At 68.9% G+C, this 17,364-nt stretch carries 15 protein-coding genes (1 of these 15 running past the window's edge); 6 read left to right on the top strand and 9 right to left on the bottom strand.

The window, feature by feature from the left end; all coding sequences use genetic code 11:
- Together QFZ47_RS15795 and QFZ47_RS15790 are read left to right on the top strand one after the other, a co-directional pair.
- Positions 1-1,070, top strand: partial view of an ATP-binding cassette domain-containing protein gene (locus QFZ47_RS15795; RefSeq protein ID WP_307656521.1) — the 3' portion only. It extends 847 nt beyond the left edge of the window; 1,070 of the gene's 1,917 nt are visible here — the last part of the coding sequence; its start codon lies off the left edge, out of view; it ends in the stop codon at positions 1,068-1,070.
- A 94-nt stretch (positions 1,071-1,164) separates the two neighbouring features.
- Positions 1,165-2,916, top strand: a complete 1,752-nt coding sequence (locus QFZ47_RS15790) for a phospholipase D family protein (protein WP_307656520.1) — start codon at positions 1,165-1,167, stop codon at positions 2,914-2,916.
- A 10-nt stretch (positions 2,917-2,926) separates the two neighbouring features.
- On the opposite strand, the gene QFZ47_RS15785 is transcribed toward QFZ47_RS15790, so the two are convergent.
- The 4 genes from QFZ47_RS15785 to QFZ47_RS15770 form a co-directional block, all read right to left on the bottom strand.
- Positions 2,927-3,835, bottom strand: coding sequence for a copper chaperone PCu(A)C domain-containing protein (locus tag QFZ47_RS15785; protein WP_307656519.1), 909 nt, complete (start codon positions 3,833-3,835; stop codon positions 2,927-2,929).
- A gap of 36 nt (positions 3,836-3,871) precedes the next feature.
- Positions 3,872-6,157 carry a TonB-dependent receptor gene (locus tag QFZ47_RS15780; protein ID WP_307656518.1) on the bottom strand — a complete coding sequence of 762 codons (2,286 nt, stop codon included), beginning with the start codon at positions 6,155-6,157 and terminating at the stop codon, positions 3,872-3,874.
- Between the two features lie 116 nt (positions 6,158-6,273).
- Positions 6,274-6,645 carry a DUF2946 family protein gene (locus tag QFZ47_RS15775; RefSeq protein ID WP_307656517.1) on the bottom strand — a complete coding sequence of 124 codons (372 nt, stop codon included), beginning with the start codon at positions 6,643-6,645 and terminating at the stop codon, positions 6,274-6,276.
- Positions 6,646-6,656: 11 nt separating this feature from the next.
- Entirely contained in the window at positions 6,657-7,802 is a 1,146-nt protein-coding gene (locus tag QFZ47_RS15770) for a TraB/GumN family protein (RefSeq protein WP_307656516.1), read from the bottom strand.
- 108 nt (positions 7,803-7,910) lie between these two features.
- Between QFZ47_RS15770 and QFZ47_RS15765 the strand changes: the two genes are divergently transcribed.
- Together QFZ47_RS15765 and QFZ47_RS15760 are read left to right on the top strand one after the other, a co-directional pair.
- Positions 7,911-8,324: a VOC family protein gene (locus QFZ47_RS15765; protein WP_307656515.1), complete on the top strand. Its 414-nt coding sequence runs from the start codon at positions 7,911-7,913 to the stop codon at positions 8,322-8,324.
- Positions 8,321-9,535 carry a toxin-antitoxin system YwqK family antitoxin gene (locus QFZ47_RS15760; RefSeq protein ID WP_307656514.1) on the top strand — a complete coding sequence of 405 codons (1,215 nt, stop codon included), beginning with the start codon at positions 8,321-8,323 and terminating at the stop codon, positions 9,533-9,535. Before QFZ47_RS15765 ends, QFZ47_RS15760 begins: the two co-directional genes overlap by 4 nt.
- Before the next feature lie 21 nt (positions 9,536-9,556).
- Here the strand turns inward: QFZ47_RS15760 and QFZ47_RS15755 are convergent, their stop codons facing one another.
- Both QFZ47_RS15755 and QFZ47_RS15745 read right to left on the bottom strand, forming a co-directional pair.
- Positions 9,557-10,531: a Bug family tripartite tricarboxylate transporter substrate binding protein gene (locus tag QFZ47_RS15755; RefSeq protein ID WP_307656513.1), complete on the bottom strand. Its 975-nt coding sequence runs from the start codon at positions 10,529-10,531 to the stop codon at positions 9,557-9,559.
- 3 nt (positions 10,532-10,534) lie between these two features.
- Positions 10,535-12,550, bottom strand: a complete 2,016-nt coding sequence (locus QFZ47_RS15745) for an FAD-dependent monooxygenase (protein WP_370880582.1) — start codon at positions 12,548-12,550, stop codon at positions 10,535-10,537.
- Positions 12,551-12,630: 80 nt separating this feature from the next.
- On the opposite strand from QFZ47_RS15745, the gene QFZ47_RS15740 reads away from it, so the two are divergent.
- Together QFZ47_RS15740 and QFZ47_RS15735 are read left to right on the top strand one after the other, a co-directional pair.
- The gene (locus QFZ47_RS15740) at positions 12,631-13,419 is read left to right on the top strand and encodes a helix-turn-helix transcriptional regulator (RefSeq protein WP_307656511.1); all 789 of its coding nucleotides are present in this window, start codon (positions 12,631-12,633) and stop codon (positions 13,417-13,419) included.
- A 174-nt stretch (positions 13,420-13,593) separates the two neighbouring features.
- On the top strand, positions 13,594-14,994 hold the full coding sequence (locus QFZ47_RS15735) for a hypothetical protein (RefSeq protein WP_307656510.1): 1,401 nt from the start codon (positions 13,594-13,596) through the stop codon (positions 14,992-14,994).
- Here the strand turns inward: QFZ47_RS15735 and QFZ47_RS15730 are convergent.
- The 3 genes from QFZ47_RS15730 to QFZ47_RS15720 are packed head-to-tail and all read right to left on the bottom strand — an operon-like array spanning position 14,985 to position 17,206.
- Positions 14,985-16,094, bottom strand: coding sequence for a mechanosensitive ion channel family protein (locus QFZ47_RS15730; RefSeq protein ID WP_307656509.1), 1,110 nt, complete (start codon positions 16,092-16,094; stop codon positions 14,985-14,987). The genes QFZ47_RS15735 and QFZ47_RS15730 overlap by 10 nt on opposite strands.
- 33 nt (positions 16,095-16,127) lie before the next feature.
- Complete coding sequence (locus QFZ47_RS15725; RefSeq protein ID WP_307656508.1) at positions 16,128-16,520, bottom strand: DUF427 domain-containing protein; 393 nt, start codon at positions 16,518-16,520, stop codon at positions 16,128-16,130.
- Positions 16,517-17,206 (bottom strand): dienelactone hydrolase family protein, encoded by a 690-nt coding sequence (locus QFZ47_RS15720; protein ID WP_307656507.1) that lies wholly within the window; start codon positions 17,204-17,206, stop codon positions 16,517-16,519. Before QFZ47_RS15720 ends, QFZ47_RS15725 begins: the two co-directional genes overlap by 4 nt.
- Positions 17,207-17,364 lie beyond the last annotated feature (158 nt).

Genomic DNA, 17,364 nt, shown 5'->3' with positions numbered 1-17,364 from the left:
CGAGCCGCACAGCGCGCCGGGAGGTCCAGGGCAGCGTCAATATGGACGTTGCGTCGGGCCAGAGCAGCGGCAAGATCGTGGCCGAGCTCACCGAGGCGACCAAGTCCTTCGGCGAAAAGACCGTGATCCGCAAATTCACGGGCACCATCCTGCGCGGCGACAAGGTCGGCCTGCTGGGCCCCAATGGCGCGGGCAAGACCACGCTGCTCAAGCTGATCCTGGGCGAGCTCGAACCCGACAGCGGCAAGATCCGCCGGGGCACCAACCTGCAGGTGGCGTATTTCGACCAGATGCGCGACAAGCTCGACCTCGACGCGACGCTGGAGGACTTCATCAGCCCGGGCAGCGAATGGATCGAGATCGGCAACCAGCGCAAGCACGTGAAGAGCTATCTTTCGGATTTTCTCTTCTCTCCGGCGCGCGCCAATTCGCCGGTTCGCTCCCTGAGCGGCGGAGAGCGCAACCGGCTGCTGCTGGCGCGCCTGTTCGCGCGTCCGGCCAACGTGCTGGTGCTCGACGAGCCGACCAACGATCTGGACATCGACACGCTGGAACTGCTGGAGAGCCTGCTGCAGGACTACGACGGCACCGTTTTCCTGGTCAGCCACGACCGCACCTTCCTGGACAACGTGGTGACCAGCACGATCGCCTTCGAGGGTGACGGCCATTGGCGCGAATACGAGGGCAGCGTGCAGGACTGGTTGATCCAGTCGAAGCGCTCGCGCGAGATCGCGGAGCAACGGCAGGCTGCCGGCGCCCCGCCTCCCGCTGCGTCGGCACTGGCTCCGGCCCCGGTCGCGGCCGAGCCAACAACGCCCACGCGCCCGGCCACGGCCGCGCGCAAGAAGCTCAGCTACAAGGAACAGCGCGAGCTCGAGGCGCTACCGGCGCAAATCGAGGCGCTCGAAGCCGAGCAGAAGCGCATCGGCGAAATGCTCGAACTCGACGGCGGGGCGATCTACGCCACCGACGCTTCGCGCGCGGCCGAACTGAGCCAGCGCCATGCCCAGATCGACGACGAGCTGCTGGCGGCGCTGGAACGCCAGGAGGAGCTGTCCGCCGGGCGCTAGTTCATTGGTTCTACGCCGGACTGTCCCGCCGTCCCACGCCGGGGCGGCGCCGACTGAGCTATATATGCGGCTTCCAAGCTCCGGGGAACGCCGCATGTCTTCCATCTACGTGCTCTTTGGCCGATCCATTGCGCTTCTTGTCCTCGTTCTGCAGGGCGCTTGCGCACAACTGCCCGAGCACGTCGACCGGCCCGTATCGACCGCACTCGCCTCGCCCAACGGCACTGCGCTGGAGGCATTGGTGCAGCAGCGGCGCAAGGCCGATGCGGCGCGGTTCGAATCCGGCTTCCTGCTGCTCGCGGGGCCTCCCGCCGCCTACGGCAGCCGGCTCGCGCTGATTGAAGGCGCACAGAAGACGCTCGACCTGCAGTACTACGCCATCCACGCCGACGCCAGCACCGGCCGGCTAGTGCGTGGAATCCGGGCGGCGGCCGAGCGCGGCGTGCGCGTGCGGATCCTGCTCGACGATCTGCACAGCACCGGGCGCGACGCGCTGGTGCTGGGCCTGGCGTTCGTGCCCAACATCGAGATGCGCCTGTTCAATCCGCTGGCCGGCGCGCGCGGAGCTTCGTTGGCGCGCCTTCTCAACTCGATCGGCGATGCCTCCCGGATCCAGCAGCGGATGCACAACAAGCTTTTTCTCGCCGACAACGTGCTCGGCGTCACCGGCGGGCGCAACCTGGGCGATGCCTATTTCGGCAACGCGCTGAAGGGCAACTACATCGACGTCGACATCCTGGCGGCCGGGCCGATCGTGCGGGACCTGTCGCGCAGCTTCGACAGCTACTGGAACAACGAACGCGCCTATCCCGTCCAGTCGCTGGTCAAGCGCAGCGAGCTGGAGGCCATCCGCGAACGCGCGCAACAGGCCGACCGGGAGCTGGCCGACGAATCAGCCCAAGCGCAGAACTCGCCGCCGGCCACCCCGTCGCCCGCAGCGCCCGGGACGGAACCGAAGGCCGGCGCGGCTCCCACGCCGGCACAGCTCGCCCGCGCCTGGGACGAAAAACCGCTGGACCTGCGAACCGCCCGATTCGTCTGGGCGCCTGCGGTGATGCTCGCCGACCAGCCCGGAAAGATCCCGACCGACAAGGGCCCCGAGAAGACGAAAGCGCCGGGCCTGGTGGTGAGCCAGCCCGGGGATGCTGCCAGCTCGTCGCGGCGCGCGGCGTCGCTCGAAGCCAGCTCCGACGTCGCCGCGGGCAGCGACACGGTGGTCGAGGGCCTGTTGCAGCTGATCGGGCAGGCGCGCAGCGATCTGCTCGTCATTTCGCCTTATTTCGTGCCCGGCCCGGACATGAAGCAAGCCTTTGCGGCGGCTCACAGCCGGGGGGTGCGCATCCGGGTGCTGACCAACTCGCTGTCTTCGAACGACGCGCCGGTGGCGCATGTCGGCTACTCCCGCCATCGCGAGGAACTGCTCAAGATCGGCGTCGAGCTTTACGAGTTGCGCAGCGAGCAGGCCAGCGTCGGCAACGCCTTCGGCTCGTCGGGCAGCGGCGGCAGCCTCGGCGAATCGCGCTCGATGCTGCACTCGAAGGTGCTGGTGATGGACGGCCAGTTGCTGGTGGTCGGCTCGATGAACCTCGACCTGCGCTCGCAGCTGCAGAACACCGAAATCGCCCTCCTCGTGCGAAGCGCCGAGCTCTCCCGCGCGGCGTCCGCCCAGATCGAGCGCGGCATGCGCGAGGGCTCATGGCGCGTCGAATTGAACGACGGCTCGCTGGTCTGGCGGGCGCCCCAAGGCAGCGGGCTGAAGGACACCTCCACCGAGCCCGACGCCAGCCTGAGCCTGCGCCTGCTGCTCAGGCTGTTCGGTCCGCTGGCGCCGGACCAGCTGCTGTAGGGCGCAGCCGTCAGTGCTTGTGCTGATGGACCGGCGCGGCCGCTTCGGCGCCCGCCGGCGCGCCCACCGGCAGGTTCAGTTCGAGCGAGGTCTTCTGGCCCTTCGCATCCTCGAAGCGGAGCGTCATGGGCACGGTCGAACCCTTGGCCAGCGCCTGCTTCAGGTCCATCATCATCACGTGGTAGCCGCCCGGTTTGAGTTCCACGGTCTGCCCGGCGGGCAGGTCGAGGCCGGTGGTCAGTTCGCGCATCTTCATGGTGTCGCCTTCCATCTTCATCTCGTGCACCTCGGCCACGCCGGCGGCCGGCGTCGAGATGCCGACCAGCCTGGCGCCGGTGGGCGCCGTGAGCTTCATGAAGGCCCCGGTGCCGCTCTGGCCCGGCACCGACTGGCGCACCCAGCCATCGCGCACATCGACCGTGGCCACGCCCTGCGCCACCACGTCGAGCCTGGCCGCAGGGCTCTTGAGCCCCGCGGTCGAGTTGCCCGAGGCCGGCACATCGGCCCAGTCGACGCTGCCTACGTCGCAGGTCTGCAGCACCTTGAACCACAGCGGTCCGGGCGTGCCGGGGAGCTTGCCGCGCAGCACGAACTCGGCGCGCTCATTGGCGGGCAGCGCCGCTTGCGGGCTTTCCGCGGTCCAGCGCACTTCGCCATCGCCGGTGTTCTTCTGCACGTCGAGCTTCCAGCCCTTGCGCGCCTGCGCGTCGCTCAGGAGAAAACCCTTGGGCAGGCGCACGGCCAGTCCGGTGGTGGCCTTGGCACCTTCGCAGGCGTGGCCCACGCGGAAGGCGGCGTCGTAGTCGCTGCCGACGGTGGCGCCGCCGCGCGGCAAGGTGACATGGGCGAACGCGGCGGCCGTGCCTGCCAGCAGGGCGCATGCGGCGGCGGTCTTGAGGAGGGTGCGGGGGTGGTTCATTGTCGGAACTCCTTGAAGAAAGCGGGATGAAAAGGATCAGAGGTCGAACTTGAGTTCGGCCACGTAGGTGCGTTGCGGATAGGGATGGAAGGCCCAGTACTTGTTGTTGTTCAGGTTGTCGATGCCCACGGCGGCGCTCCACTGCCGGTCGATCCGGTAGCGCATGCGCGCGTCGACCACGAAGAACTTCGAAAAGCCCGTGTAGGCCGCGCCGTTGCCGTCACTGTTGTCGAGCGTGCCGTATTGCTGCCCGCTGTAGCGTGCGCCGACGGTGTAGCTCCATCTCGCATCGGGCCGGTAGGTGGCGAGCAGCGTGGCCCGCACCTTCGGCACGCGCGGCTGTTCGCGGCCGACGCTGGCGGGAAAACCGCCGTTGGCCGCGATCTTCGAGCGCGTCAGCGTGAGGCTGCCGCTCAGGTCCAGGCCTTTCAGGCCCACGTCGACCGCGTTCAGCGCCACTTCGAGGCCCCGCGTGCGGATGGCATCGACGTTCTGCACCGTGCTCACAAGATTGGTGAGGGCCTGGCTGTAGAGCGCATCTTTCGTGTTCTCGAAGAAGAGCGTGGTGCGCAGCACGCCGTCGAGCCCCCAGCCTTTCAGGTCGCGCTCGGCGCTGAGTTCCGTGGTCCACGAGCGCTCCGGCCGCAGGTTCGGATCGGTGTTGACGATGCGGCTGCCGTCGATCGAGCCCTGGTAGAGCTCGCTGACAGTGGGCATCCGCACCGCGCGGCCGGTCGATGCCTTGAGCAGCCAGTTCGGGGTAGCTTGCCAGGCGAGGGCGGCCTTGGGCGAGTCGTAGCTGTTTTTGCGGGGCGCGAAGTCGAGCAGCTTCGTCGCGTTGCCGAGCTGGCCGCCGTAGGCCTCCCATCGTTCGTGGCGCAGCCCGAGCGTGGTCTTCCAGTCCTTGGCGAAGCGCCAGGTGTCCTGCACGTAGAGCGACTGCAATCGGGTGTTGCCGTTGAAGGCGGAGAACGGCGCCACGGCCGGCCCGGCGATCCAGTCGAGCGTGTTGCCGACGCCGGTGCGCAGGCGGGCCGTGTCCTGCTGGAAGCCGAAGTCGACCACATGCGCGCCTACGCCGTCGGCCGAGCCGGTGGGCCGCCAGGTTCCGGCGGCCTTGAAGGTGTGCCAGCCCGAGCCGCCCATGTCGGTGGTGCGGCCCGGTCCGCCATTGAAGGCGCCGGGCAGGGGCGTGGTCGGCGTGCGCGAGGTGTCGCGCGCATAGTCGAACAGGCTTGCGGCCAGCTCCCAGTCGAACATGCCGCCGGTGTGGCTCTTCACCGAAAGGCCGTGCATGTAGTGCGTGAGCGCGGTCTCGGTCGGCGCCAGGGCGGCGCTCGGCGCATCGAGGTTGTAGCTTCGCCCCGCGACGTTCACGCGCCCCGCATACACCGGCCGGCCGAAGGCATCGCGCAGGTAGGTGTCGACGCCGCCGTGCGTGGTGTTGTTCCAGGCGCCGAGCGTGTAGGTGGCGCGCACGGTGGGAGAGAAGTCGTAGGCCAGCTTGAGCTTGGCCTGCTCCTGCGTGGTGTCGTAGATTGTCGAGCCGCCCACCAGCCACCAAGGCTGATTCGACGGGTTGATGCCCAACACCGCGCCGGTGACCGGCGTGCCGGCATTGCCCAGGGTGCCGGCGCTCACGAGCCGGTTGCCGAACACCAGCGCCTGCCCCTTGCTGTGGGTGCGCGAGGCGCTGAGCCACCACGACCAGTCGCCGCTGCGGCTGCCCAGCGAGAGTTCGAGCTGCTGGCCCGCAGGCGACGAGTGGCTGTTGTACAGGTCGAAGTTCGAGGCGAAGCCGCTGAGCTTGACGTGTGCTTCGAGCTTCGTGGGCATGCGCGTCAGGTAGTCGACCACGGCGCCAGCCGAGTTGCCCGGGTAGGCCGCCGAGAACGGCCCGTAGAGCACATCGACGCGCTCGATCTCTTCGGGCGACACCATGCCCCAGCGCGGCGCATAAGTGGCGCCGTTGCCCAGCGGGTTCGACAGCATGATGCCGTCGGCATACACCATCGAGCGCGCGCTGTTGCCCGTGCCCGAGGCGCGCGTGGCGAGCACCGCATGGTTGAAATCGCCGATGTAGCGCTTGCGCACCACCAGGCTGGGCAGGTACTTGAGCGCGTCTTCGCTGTCGGTCGCGTTGACGGTTTCAGCGATCTGCTCGTGCGTCGTGCCCTCGACGGTGGTCGGGATCCGGGCCGGCAGCGAGGTCGGGCGGCCGTCGCTGACCGTGACGGTGCTCAGGGTGCGCGCACCGCCGCCGCCAGCGGACGGATCAGGCGCGATTTGCGCCCACACGGGCGAGCCAAGGGGGAATGCCATGGCGATTGCCACGGCGCGGGAATGCTTTTTCACAGGGGACCTGCTCCACGAACTTCAAGCCGGACAGACCGCATGCACTCTTCTATCGAGCGCATGCAGCGACGGTTTTGACAGCTTCAGGAGAAGGCGGGAGGTCCGCGCGCCGGCAGCGGCGCGGCGGTGGCCGCGGCAAGGCGCGCGGCGGGAATGGACTGGACCACGCGGCCCAGCGGCAGGGGAAGATCGAAAGCAGCAGCGGACGGCGACGGCGGCGGAGCGCCGGTCAGCACGCACAGCGGGCAGTCCATGTGCGAGGCGCCCATCTCCTGCACGCCATCTTCGGTGTGGACCACCGCCTTGATCGAGCCGGCGCTCGAGCACACCAGTTCGATGGCCTGGGGATGCACGATCGGCGAGGCCACCGCAGCGCCGATCGAGAGCGCGAACCACAGCAGCACCCAGCGGCCGACGAGGCCGAGGAAGCGGGGGTGGTGTCGCAGCAGGTGCATGGCGTTGGCGATTATCGGCGCTGTTTGCTCTTTGGTGCGGGCGCGGGCTTGGCATTGCCCGTGCGCCGGCCGTTCGCCTTGGCGCCGGAATCCTTGGCGCCGCGATTATTGCCCCTGGCCCCCTGGGCGCCACGGGCGCTCGCCTTCGGCGCCGGCGCCGTCGGCACCGCGATGGGCGGCTGCGCCACCAGCGGGACGGCCGCCACCTGGAATCCGCGCGCCGCCAGCAGCGCCGGCAGCCCCTGCGGGCCGACCATGTGCAGCGCGCCCACGGCAGCGAACACGCGCTGGCCGCTCGCGTGCATGCGCTCGATGCCGTCCGCCAGGCCGGGATTGCGGTCGTCCAGCAGGCGCTTCATCAGCCGCTGCTCGGCGGGCGTGTTGAGGCAGTTGCACCATTCGGGATAGCGGCCGAGCTTGTCCGCGTCGCCGCGCGCCCAGATATCGGCCAGCTCCTTCATCTGCGCGCGCAGCTGGCCCGATTCCAGTTCGTCCAGGGCCGCGTCGATCTGCTCCGCCTCTTCGGCCTCGGAGTCGCCGGTCAGCATCTTCAATTGCGCGGCGGCACTTTCGAGAGCGAACACCGGCTTGTTGTTGTTGCGCGCGGAGACGGCCAGGGCCTCGTCGGCGCCGAACTCCGGGTACAGGCCGTCGACGCGCGCCACCAGGCCCGCCAGCGACATCACCTGCAGGATAGGCTGCAGCCCCGCGGTCGTGCCGGACGGCACGCAGGCGGCCTCGTTCTGGCGGGCCAGCCGCCGGGCGCGCTCGCCGCTGAGCAGCCGCGCCACCACGGCCGGATCGGCCTGCTGCGTCAGGGGCCGCATCGCAATCGGGTCGCGCATGTCGAGCTCCAGCGCCAGTGCATCGCTCTGCTCCAGCGCCTTCTGCACCGTGGGCCCGGGCCGCACCCATTCGGCCCGGCCGAGATGGATGGTTCCATAGAGCCAGGCGGTGCGCCCGTCCCTGTCGGCGCGCCACAGCAGCCCGCGGTCGGCCGCATTCCACTGGCCGACCGCCGCACCGGGCTTGCCGAGGCTGGCAATGGCGGATGGCGGACAAGCGCCCTGCGCCGCGAGCGCGAGAACGCAACAGGCGCCGGCCAGCGCGAGGCGCGGCAGGCGCGAAAGCAAGGACGCGCGCGTGCGCGTCGCCAAATGGGTGTCGCGCCTCGGCGCAACCAGGATCCGGAGTATCCGCAAGGCTTGCTCCATGATGAAAGAAAGTCCGGCATTCTCACAGCACCGCTGCCCATAATCCGGAACATGCAGAGCATCTTCCATCTTGCCTTTCACGTCCGCGATCTCGACGTGGCCCGCCGCTTCTATGGCCAGGTTCTCGGCTGCGCCGAAGGCCGCAGCACCGACACATGGGTCGATTTCGACTTCTTCGGCCACCAGATCTCGCTGCACCTGGGCGAACCCTTCGCCACCACGCGCACCGGCCGCGTCGGCGACGCGATGGTGCCGATGCCGCACTTCGGCATCGTGCTCGCTCTGCCCGACTGGCAGGCGCTTGCGAAGCGGCTGGAAGCCGCCGACATGGAGTTCGTGCTCGAACCGCAGGTGCGCTTCGAAGGCCAGCCGGGCGAGCAGTGGACCATGTTCTTCTGCGATCCGTTCGGCAATCCGATCGAGGTCAAGGGCTTTCGTTCCCTGGCAGCGCTCTACGACAAATGAGCCCTCCGCCCCGAGCCGCCCCCAGCCGGCTCGCAGCCTCTGCGGGCGCCGGGGCAGCCGCGTTCCGGATCGCGGCCGCGGCACTCTGGCTCTTTGCGGCGGGCGCCGCCCACGCGGTGCTCGATTGCGAGTTCAACGGCCGCAAGGTGAATCCGTCCGACGGCAGCAGCACCGCGGGCAAGACGGGGTTGATGCGCTGCAAGGACCGTGAAACCGGTGAGCTCCAGCGCGAACAGCAAATCCAGAACGGGGTCTTGATGGGCCTGGCGCGCTTCTACGAGAAGGGCAAGCTGGCCAGGGAGCACACGCTCAACGCCAAGGGCCATATCCACGGGCTCGCGCGCGAGTTCGCAGCCAACGGGCAGGTCTTGCGCGAGGCGGTCTACGACGACGGGCAGGAGCACGGCCTCGTGCGCAGCTTCTACCCGAGCGGGCAGCTGCGCCGCGCCACCCTCTACCCGGCCGTTGGAGCCGACCGTGCCTTCGTCGAGTTCACGGAGCGCGGGCAGATGTCTGCGCTGCGTTGCGGCGAAGTGCCCATGCTGGCGCCGGCAGCCGACGACGCCAGGCTGTGCGGATTCGTGGGCGGGCCGTCGCAGGTCGAGCTTTTCGATACGGCCGGCGTCCTGCGCTCGCGGGTTTCGTACCTGGCGGGCAAGCGGGTGCGTTCGCAGAGCTTCTACGACAACGGCAAGCCTTCCGTGCAGGACGAGATCGTCGGCCGCCAGCGCACCGAGCGCCAGTTCTCCTCCGAAGGCGTGAAGCGCCGCGAAACGGTGTGGCTGCTGCTCGAGCGCAACGCCGTGCGGCAACGCGAGCAGGAGTTCTCCGAAAAGGGAACGCTGATCCGTGACCGGCGATGGGACCGGGCGGGCGAGCCGATCGGCGACGACAGCTACCACCTCAACGGCCGGCCTCGCAGCAAGTCGGTCTACCGCGGAACCGGTGATGCGCGCACGGTCGAGATCACGGAGTTCTACGACAGCGGCCAGCGCGCGGCGCATGGCCGGTACCTGGTGGCGGGCCGCGGGCGCCAGCTGCCGGTGGGCACGCACCGGCGCTTCAGCGAAAAGGGCGTCCTGCTGGCGGAATCGAACTTCGATGCCAAGGGCCGCGTGACGCGCGAGCGCAGCTGGGACGAGAACGGCGAGCTGCTGCGCGACGACGAAGTCTTCGAAGACGGCTCGCGCAAGACCATCATGAGCAGATAAGCCCGCCCCAGGCTGCGAGACTCAATCCAGCTTGATGCCGGCCTGCTTGATGATCGGGCCCCAGCGCTTCGACTCGGCGCGCGACAGCGCGGCAAACTGTGCCGGCGTACCCGGCATGGCTTCCATGCCGAAATCTTCGAAACGCTTCTGCACGGCCGGCGTGCCGAACGCGCGGTTCAGGTCGCCGTTGAGCCGGGCGACCACCGCGGGCGGCAATCCGGCCGGGCCGAGGATGCCCTGGAACGCGAACACCTCGGTATTGGGCACGCCCACTTCGGCCAGCGTCGGCACGTTGGGCAGCGCCTTGCTGCGCGCGCCCGAGCCGATGGCCAGCACGCGCACCTTGTTGCCCTGCATGATCGGCAGGCCCGAGGCCAGGTCGAGGAACATGCACGGCACCTGGCCGCCCATGACGTCGGCCATGGCGGGCGCGGCGCCGCGGTAGGGAATGTGGGTGATGAAGGTGCCGGTACGGGCCTTGAACATTTCCATGGCCAGATGATGCGGCGAACCATTGCCCGGCGAGGCGTAGTTGACCTTGCCCGGATTGGCCTTCAAGTAGGCCAGGAACTCCTTGAAGTTCTTGGCCGGAAAATCGGGATGCACCACCAGCGCGAGCGGGAACTTGCCAATCGCGCCGATGTAGCTGAAATCTTTTTCCGGATTGAACGGCAGCTTGCTGAACAGGTGCTCGTTGAAGGCCAGCACGGCGTTATCCGCCGAGAGAATCGTGTAGCCGTCGGGCTTGCTCTTGGCGACCAGATCGGCGCCGATGTTGGTCGAGGCGCCGGGGCGGTTGTCGACCACGATCTGCTGGCCCAGCGTCTGGCGCATGGCTTCGGCCAGCACGCGCGCGATCACGTCGGTGCCGCCGCCGGCCGGATAGGGCACCACCCACCTGATGAGTTGCGCGGGGTAGTCCTGTGCGCGGGCAAAGGGCGCGGCGGCCACGGCGGCGCCGGAGGCGAGCGTGGCGAGAAGGGTGCGGCGGTCCATGGATCAGTCTCCTGTTTGTCGTTCGGTTGCAGACAGCGATGGTACGGGCAGCGCGTGCAGTGCGTCGGCCAGCGCGGTGCGGCAGCGCGCCTCGTCGCCGACCTGCTCGAACAGCAGCAGCGCGAGGCGGGCCAGGAACAGCGATTCGCGCTCGGCGCCCGCTTCGGAGATGGCGCGCGCGCATTCTGCGTAGAGCCGGTCGCGTGCGCCGGAAGGAAGCGACGGGGTCATCGGGCAATCTCCGTGGAAGCGGCGACGGCAGAGGCGCGAGCCAGTGCGGCGGCCAGCGCGCCGCGGGGCACGCGCCGCCAGCGCGCCGCCACATGGCCATCGGGGCGCAGCAGGTAGACGGCGCCGCCGCGCGCGCCCAGCGCCTCGAACACGTCGGGGCCGGCCTGCGCGTCGGCGCCTTCGATGCCCGGGCCTGCAATGGTGCGCACCGCGAACGGCAGCGCGCCGCAAAGCGCCTCTGCCCACCTCGTCCTGCGGCAGCGGCACGGCATCGGCGCCCGGCCGCAGCACCAGCAGCGTGAAGACCGGGCCGATCCAGTCGCTCAGGTGGCCCTGCGCGAGCTGCTGCTCGGCCATGACCTCGCCGGGCAGCGGACCCGCAGGCAGCGCGTCGCCTTCGCTCGACAGCGCCGAATCCGCATAGCGCACAGCCTGCGTCTGGCGCGGGTTGATCAGCTGCGCAATGCCGCGATGCGCTTGCGACAGCGAGAGCGCAGCTTCCCGCAGCAGGTCAAAGCCGCGCGAGGGCGGCGACATGAACTCGGTGCTGCGCATGGCATTCTCGGCGTTGACATGAAAGGCCGCGATGCGCTCCTGCGAGTACGAATCGAGCAGCGATGCATCCGAAAGCCCGCGCGTCACGAAGGCCAGCTTCCAGGCCAGGTTGTCCGCATCGTCGAAGCCCGAATTGAGGCCGCGCACACCGAAGATCGGCATCGCATGCGCCGCATTGCCCGCGAACAGCACGCGGCCATGCCGGTAGCTGTCGAGCGTCATTGCCCCCGCGCGGTAGACAGAGGTCCAGACCGTCTTCCAAGGCAGGTGGCCTTCGCCGATGGCGTCCAGGTGGCGCTGCACGAATTCGGCCACGGCCGCCGGCTGCAGCGCTTCCTCGGTGCCCTGGCCCGCGCGCAGCTGGTAGTCGATGCGCCAGATGTCGTCGGGCTGGCGGTGCATCAGCACGGTCGAGCCCGGGTTCCACGGCGGGTCGAACCACGCGCGGCGCTCGGTCGGATGCGTGCTGTGCAGCTCGATGTCGATGATCACGTAGCGGCCTTCGTAGCCCGTGCCCTCGAGCACGAGCCCCAGCGCCTTGCGCACGAAGCTCTGGCCGCCATCGCAGGCGGCAAGCCATTGGCCGCGCAGCCGGTAGGCGCCTTCGGGATTGCGCACGTCCAGCGTCACGCCCTCTTCGTCCTGCGCGAGGCCGGTGAGCTCGGTGCCCCAGCGGATGTCGACGAGCCCCGGCGCCGCTTCGTTGCGGCGGAGAATTTCGTCGAGCAGGTACTGCTCGATGTAGTACTGCTCGAGGTTGATCATCGGCGGCAGCTTCTGCCTTTCGTCGTGCGGCATCTCGAAGCGAAAGACTTCAGCCGTCTTGTAGAAGCTGCGCCCGCCGGTCCACGGCAGGCCCTTGGCCATGAAGGCCGGCAGCACATTCAGCCGCGCCATGATCTCCAGGCTGCGGCGCGAGATGCAGGCCGCGCGGCTGCCCACGCACACCGTGTCGTCGGCTTCGAGGATCACGCAGCGCACGCCCTGGTTCGCGAGTCCCAGCGCGAGCGCCATGCCGACCGGCCCGCCGCCCGCGATCACCACGGGATGCCGCCCGGGCTCGATGCCGTCGCGTCCGAGCGAAGGCGTCCGTGCCTGGTAGCGCGTGTAGTGAAAGGCGCCGACGGAGGGCGGCAGTTCGGTGGCGCTGGCCGGTGGCGGCACGGGGCCGCTGGCGGCATCGGCGGCGCGTGTGCCGGGTGCCTGGGCGGCGACTGCGGTGGGGTTCGTCATGCAGCGGGATTGTCCCGATGTGCGGCGCCGGCCATTGTCATAACTTCGTACGAAGTAATTACCCTGCCCTATCTGCTCCCATGAGACGCTGGCGCATTCAACCCGCCGCGGACGCCGCGCTGTCCGCAGCCATCGTCGGCGACGTGCTCGCGGGCATCGGCACGCCGCACCTGGCGGCCAGCTGCCTCGGGGCCATGCACCGCGTGATGCCCGTGACCTTCTGCACCGTGTTCGCCGTCGACGCCACCGGCCGCATCGAGGCGGTGTCGGCCGCCAGCAGCTACGGCACCACGGCCGAACGCACCGCCGAGCGCTATGTGGCGCAGCGCTTCGACCTGCTCGATCCCAACATGACCTGGCTGGCGGCGCGCAAGCTGCCCCGGCGCGCGCAGCTCTGGCTGGGCCACCAGCGCGCCGACGAGGTGGCCGACCCGGCCTATCGCGCGGCCTGCTACGGCGACGTGGGCATCCGCGAGCGCGCGTCGGTGCTGCGCCTGACGCCCGCCGGCCAACGCGTGGCGGTGAGCTTCTACCGAAGCCTCGCGCAATCCGAATTCGGCCCCGGCGATTTCGCGGCCATCGAGCGCCACGCCACGCTGCTGGCCGATGCCACCCTGGCCCACGGCCGCAGCGCCATGGCCGCCCGGGAAGCGGTGGCGCCCACCCTCGCCTCGCGCCTCCTGGCCTTGAGCCTGCGCGAGCGCGAAGTCATCGGCCACCTGATGGCCGGCCGCACGGCCAAGGAAGCGGCGCGCGAGATCGGCATCGAACTGACGACGGTGCGCACCCACCAGTACCGGGCGTTCCGGCGGCTGGGAATACGCTCGCAGAAGGAGTTGCTTCTGCGCATGCCCCGAAAGGGCCTGTAGCGCTTTACCTGGCAGCGTTCAGGCGCTTCTGCATGCGCACCGAGCGCTCGGCCAGCTGATCGTCAAGGAGCGTTCTTACCCGCATTGAGCTGAGCACAATCGCGCTTCGATGGCGTAGAGTGAACCGCGGCTTCGGCCCAAGACTCAGGACATCGAGCAGCCGGATGGATTCGAATGGATTTGCAGCAGCAGCACCTCGACACCCTTCTCCTGGCCGCCTTGCGCGCCGCGCCGCGCAGGTACCGCCTGCCGCCCCTGCCGGCCAGTGCCGAGGCGGCCGCGGCCGGCGGTACGGAAGCCGCGCTCGCCTTTGCGATGGAGGCGGCCCGCCTCGAGAAGGCGCGGCACCTGCCGCCGCCGGCGCACCTGCAGGCGCTTTTCACCCGCGCGCTGGCGCAGCTGATCCGCGAGGCGCTCGCACCCGAACGCGGCGATCCGGCCTTCCAGGCGGCCATGCTGCAGGCGCAGGATGCGGCGGTGCATGAACATGTGCAGCTTTCCAGGCAGCACGCGGCCGACCGGCGCACCGTGAGGATGGCAGTCGATGCCATCGCCCACCCCGGCAAGCTGCGCCGCGAACTGCCCGGCACGGCGCGCGACGCGATGGCCCGGCTGCATGGCCTGGCGGCGGCGGGCTCGTGGACGGAACTTGCACGCACCATCGAGCAAGTGCTGGGGCAGGAATCCTCCGTCCGCGCGCATTTGCAGGCGCCGTTAAAAGCGATTCTTTCCAGCCCCGCGCTGCAGCAGCTGGCACGCGGCAGCGAGTTGCTCGGGTTCGACAGCGTGCAGCGCTACAACGCACTGTGCGAGCGTCGCGGGCCGCTCGCGGGCAGCCATGCCGCTGCCGCCGAAGGGCGTGCATCGGCGCAGCAGGGACAGGTCGCCGAGCATGCCGCCGTCGAGGCGTTCCGCAAGATCGCGCAATTGCTGAATCGGCACCCCAAGGGAGCCGCCCCAACCTATCGCGTCGCGCGCGGCCTCCGCACGCCTGGCGGGTTTCCTGGAGAAGCGAACAAGGCCAAGGAAGAGTGGGACGCCGCGATCGTGCGCGGTGAAAGCGGCGAAGCGGCCGCTGCCGCCGACCTGGTTCTTCTTGCCGAAACCAAGGCATCGCCCGCCTCGGCCACCTCCGATTTTCCGCGCCTGCTGCGCGGCCTGCGGCGCCTGGCGCAAGCCAGCGCGAAAGAGACCTACGCCTTTGCATCGGCCGATGGCGAGCAGCGCATCTTCGGCGCCTCGCTCCAGGGGCTGCGGCCGATCGGCCGGATGTTGCCGCCGCAGGTGATCTATTGCTGCTCGGCCCCGCCCGAAGCCTCGCCGCAGCCGCTGGGCGCCGCAACCAGAGCGGTGCTGCTCGCCGAGCCCGCCAGCCTGGCCTTCGCGCAGCAGCTCGCGCGCGGCGAAGCGCCATCGCATGACGCGCTTGCGCCGGCATGGAACGCCCTGGCGACGGCGCCGCGGCTGCAGGCCGCATTGCACCAGTACGAAACCGCGCAGAAGGCGCGCGCGGCCATGCTGCATCCGGACGACCTGCTCGCGTCCGTGGTGCAGTGCCTGCGGCGTCAATCCTGAGTGGCCAGCTCTTTTGCCGCGGCACGCTGGCCGTCCGGCGACATCACGTGCAGCGTGCGCGCCGGAATCGCGAACTCCACGCCCAGGCGGGCGAACTCGCGCATCATCTGCAGGTTGAGGCGCTGCTGCTCGTCCATGTAGAGCCCATAGTCCGGCGTGGTCACGAAATAGACCACCTCGAAGTCGAGCGAGCTTTCGCCAAAGGCCTGGAAGTGCACCCGGTCCAGCCGCAGCGCGGGCCGCGACTCGATCAGCCGCTTCACGATGCCCGGTATGGCTTCCAGCTGCTCGGGCGCGCTGCGGTAGCTCACGCCAAACTTGAAGGCGATGCGGCGCTCGTCCATGCGGCGATAGTTCTTCACGGTCTGCTTGAGCAGGTCGGTGTTGCCGATCACGATCTGCTCGCCGCTCAGGCTGCGCAGCCGCGTGGTCTTGAGGCCGACATGCTGCACCGTGCCCGAGAGATCGCCCACACCGATCGCATCGCCCACTTCGAACGGCTTGTCGACCGCGATGGAAAGCGATGCGAACAGGTCGCCCAGGATGTTCTGCATCGCCAGCGCAATCGCAATGCCGCCCACACCCAGGCTGGCCACGAAGGCGGTGATGTTGACGCCCATGTTCGACAGCACCGCGAGCAGGATCACCGCCCACAGCATGGTGCGCAGCGACCACGACATCAGCGTGGCCGACGCGCTGACCTGCGTCATGCCCGCGGAGGTGTGGCGCTGCTCGTAGCGCCGCAGCCCGAGGCGGATGGCCCTTGTGAGCCACAGGCCCGCCTGCAGTGCGAGCGCAATGAACCACAGCTGCGCGATGCGCGCGCTCCAGCGCTCGGGCAGCTCGAGCATGCCCGCGCCGACCAGCAGGGCCGCAAGCGCCAGGAATGCACGGTTGGTGCCGGCCAGCACTTCGACCACCGTGTCGTCCACACGATTGCGCGTGTGCTGCGCGATTCCGCGCATGCGGCCGATCACATAGTGCAGCACCAGCCGCATCGCAATGTAGGCAGCGAGCGCTGCGCCGGCCGCCAGCGCCAGGTTGGGCACAGGCAGCCCGAGCAGCGTTGCATCGGAGAGCGCGCGCAGCGTTTCATTCATGCGCGGGCAACCTTCCCCGTGCGTTCCGGCGGATCAGCCCTTCGGACGGACATGGATCTCCGGAAACCTGTCGTCGTAGAAGGCCATGCGCGCCTTCAGCGCCTGGTGTTCGTCGTAGGGATCTTCATACGACCAGACTGCATCGTCGAGCTGCCTCTCGCCCACGTTCAGGCTGTAGTAGCTCGCAGTGCCCTTGAACGGGCATTCGGACGTGGTCTGCGAGGGCTTGAGCTTCTCGCTGCGAACATCGGCGCGCGGGAAGTAGTAGCGCACCGGAGACTTGTCCTCGACCACCTTGATCACGTCTGCCGAACTCGCGACCACCACGCCTTCGACCTCGACTTCCATCGACTGCCGAAGCGGCTCTTCGCGGACTTGGTGGTCGGGCCATTTCTGGTGTCCCGGCGATTTGTTGTTGCTGCTCATCTTTTGCTACTCCTGGTGGGGTCGAGATGGTCCCGGAACCAGTCTCGCGCCAGCTTCGAGACCGCGCCAAGGGCCTCGGGCTCCTCGAACAGATGGGTTGCGCCGGGCACCAGCGAAAGCCGCTTCTCGCCGTGCAAGGCGGCAAGGGCTTGCCAGTTCATGTCGATCACCGGTCCGTCGTTCCCGCCGACGATCAGCAGCGTGGGAGCGCGCACGCGCTCGAGCGCCGCCCCGGCCAGGTCGGGCCGCCCGCCGCGGGAAACCACGGCGTGCACCGTGTCGGGCCGCTGCGCCGCCGCCACCAGCGCGGCACCGGCCCCGGTGCTGGCGCCGAAGTAGCCGATCCTCAGGCCGGCGGCCGGTTCGTAATCGCCCAGCCAGTCGGTCAGGCCGACGAGCCGCTCGGCCAGCATGGCGATGTCGAAACGCAGCTCCCGCGTGCGCTCGTCGATGGCCTCTTCGTCGGAGGTCAGAAGATCGACAAGCAACGTGGCCAACTTCGCCTCGTTGAGGCTCTCCGCGACCTGGCGGTTGCGCGGGCTGAAGCGGCTGCTGCCGCTGCCATGCGCAAACAGCACGATGCCGCGGGAAGCGGCCGGCAGGCTCAGGTCGGCCTCCAGCGTCACGGAAGAGCGCAGGGGAATTCGAAGCGTCTGGCGCTCGAAGGGTCTGGATGGGGGGTCCAATTTCGGTTTCCTTTGCGGGAGGCACTTCGCGAACTTCTGCCGGCCTCGCCATCGGTCACCTTATTTTCCTGGCGCTGTTCTTCTGTAGGGCGATGCTCACATTCGCGTAGGTGCAGTGGAGCGTTGCATATTGAAAGAAAAACGATCTCGGTGTTCTC

It is taken from the genome of Variovorax paradoxus (assembly GCF_030815975.1).
GTDB lineage: Bacteria > Pseudomonadota > Gammaproteobacteria > Burkholderiales > Burkholderiaceae_C > Variovorax > Variovorax paradoxus_N.
The sequence above is the reverse complement of the archived record's forward strand: the minus strand, read 5'-3'. Positions and strand labels throughout refer to the sequence as shown.

Coding starts and splice junctions, on each gene's coding strand:
- QFZ47_RS15760 (WP_307656514.1), top strand. CDS start 8,321: ATGAGCCCTCCGCCCCGAGCCGCCCCCAGCCGGCTCGCAGCCTCTGCG.
- QFZ47_RS15775 (WP_307656517.1), bottom strand. CDS start 6,645: ATGCACCTGCTGCGACACCACCCCCGCTTCCTCGGCCTCGTCGGCCGC.
- QFZ47_RS15790 (WP_307656520.1), top strand. CDS start 1,165: ATGTCTTCCATCTACGTGCTCTTTGGCCGATCCATTGCGCTTCTTGTC.
- QFZ47_RS15785 (WP_307656519.1), bottom strand. CDS start 3,835: ATGAACCACCCCCGCACCCTCCTCAAGACCGCCGCCGCATGCGCCCTG.
- QFZ47_RS15755 (WP_307656513.1), bottom strand. CDS start 10,531: ATGGACCGCCGCACCCTTCTCGCCACGCTCGCCTCCGGCGCCGCCGTG.
- QFZ47_RS15725 (WP_307656508.1), bottom strand. CDS start 16,520: ATGAGCAGCAACAACAAATCGCCGGGACACCAGAAATGGCCCGACCAC.
- QFZ47_RS15740 (WP_307656511.1), top strand. CDS start 12,631: ATGAGACGCTGGCGCATTCAACCCGCCGCGGACGCCGCGCTGTCCGCA.
- QFZ47_RS15780 (WP_307656518.1), bottom strand. CDS start 6,157: ATGGCATTCCCCCTTGGCTCGCCCGTGTGGGCGCAAATCGCGCCTGAT.
- QFZ47_RS15730 (WP_307656509.1), bottom strand. CDS start 16,094: ATGAATGAAACGCTGCGCGCGCTCTCCGATGCAACGCTGCTCGGGCTG.
- QFZ47_RS15735 (WP_307656510.1), top strand. CDS start 13,594: ATGGATTTGCAGCAGCAGCACCTCGACACCCTTCTCCTGGCCGCCTTG.
- QFZ47_RS15765 (WP_307656515.1), top strand. CDS start 7,911: ATGCAGAGCATCTTCCATCTTGCCTTTCACGTCCGCGATCTCGACGTG.
- QFZ47_RS15745 (WP_370880582.1), bottom strand. CDS start 12,550: ATGACGAACCCCACCGCAGTCGCCGCCCAGGCACCCGGCACACGCGCC.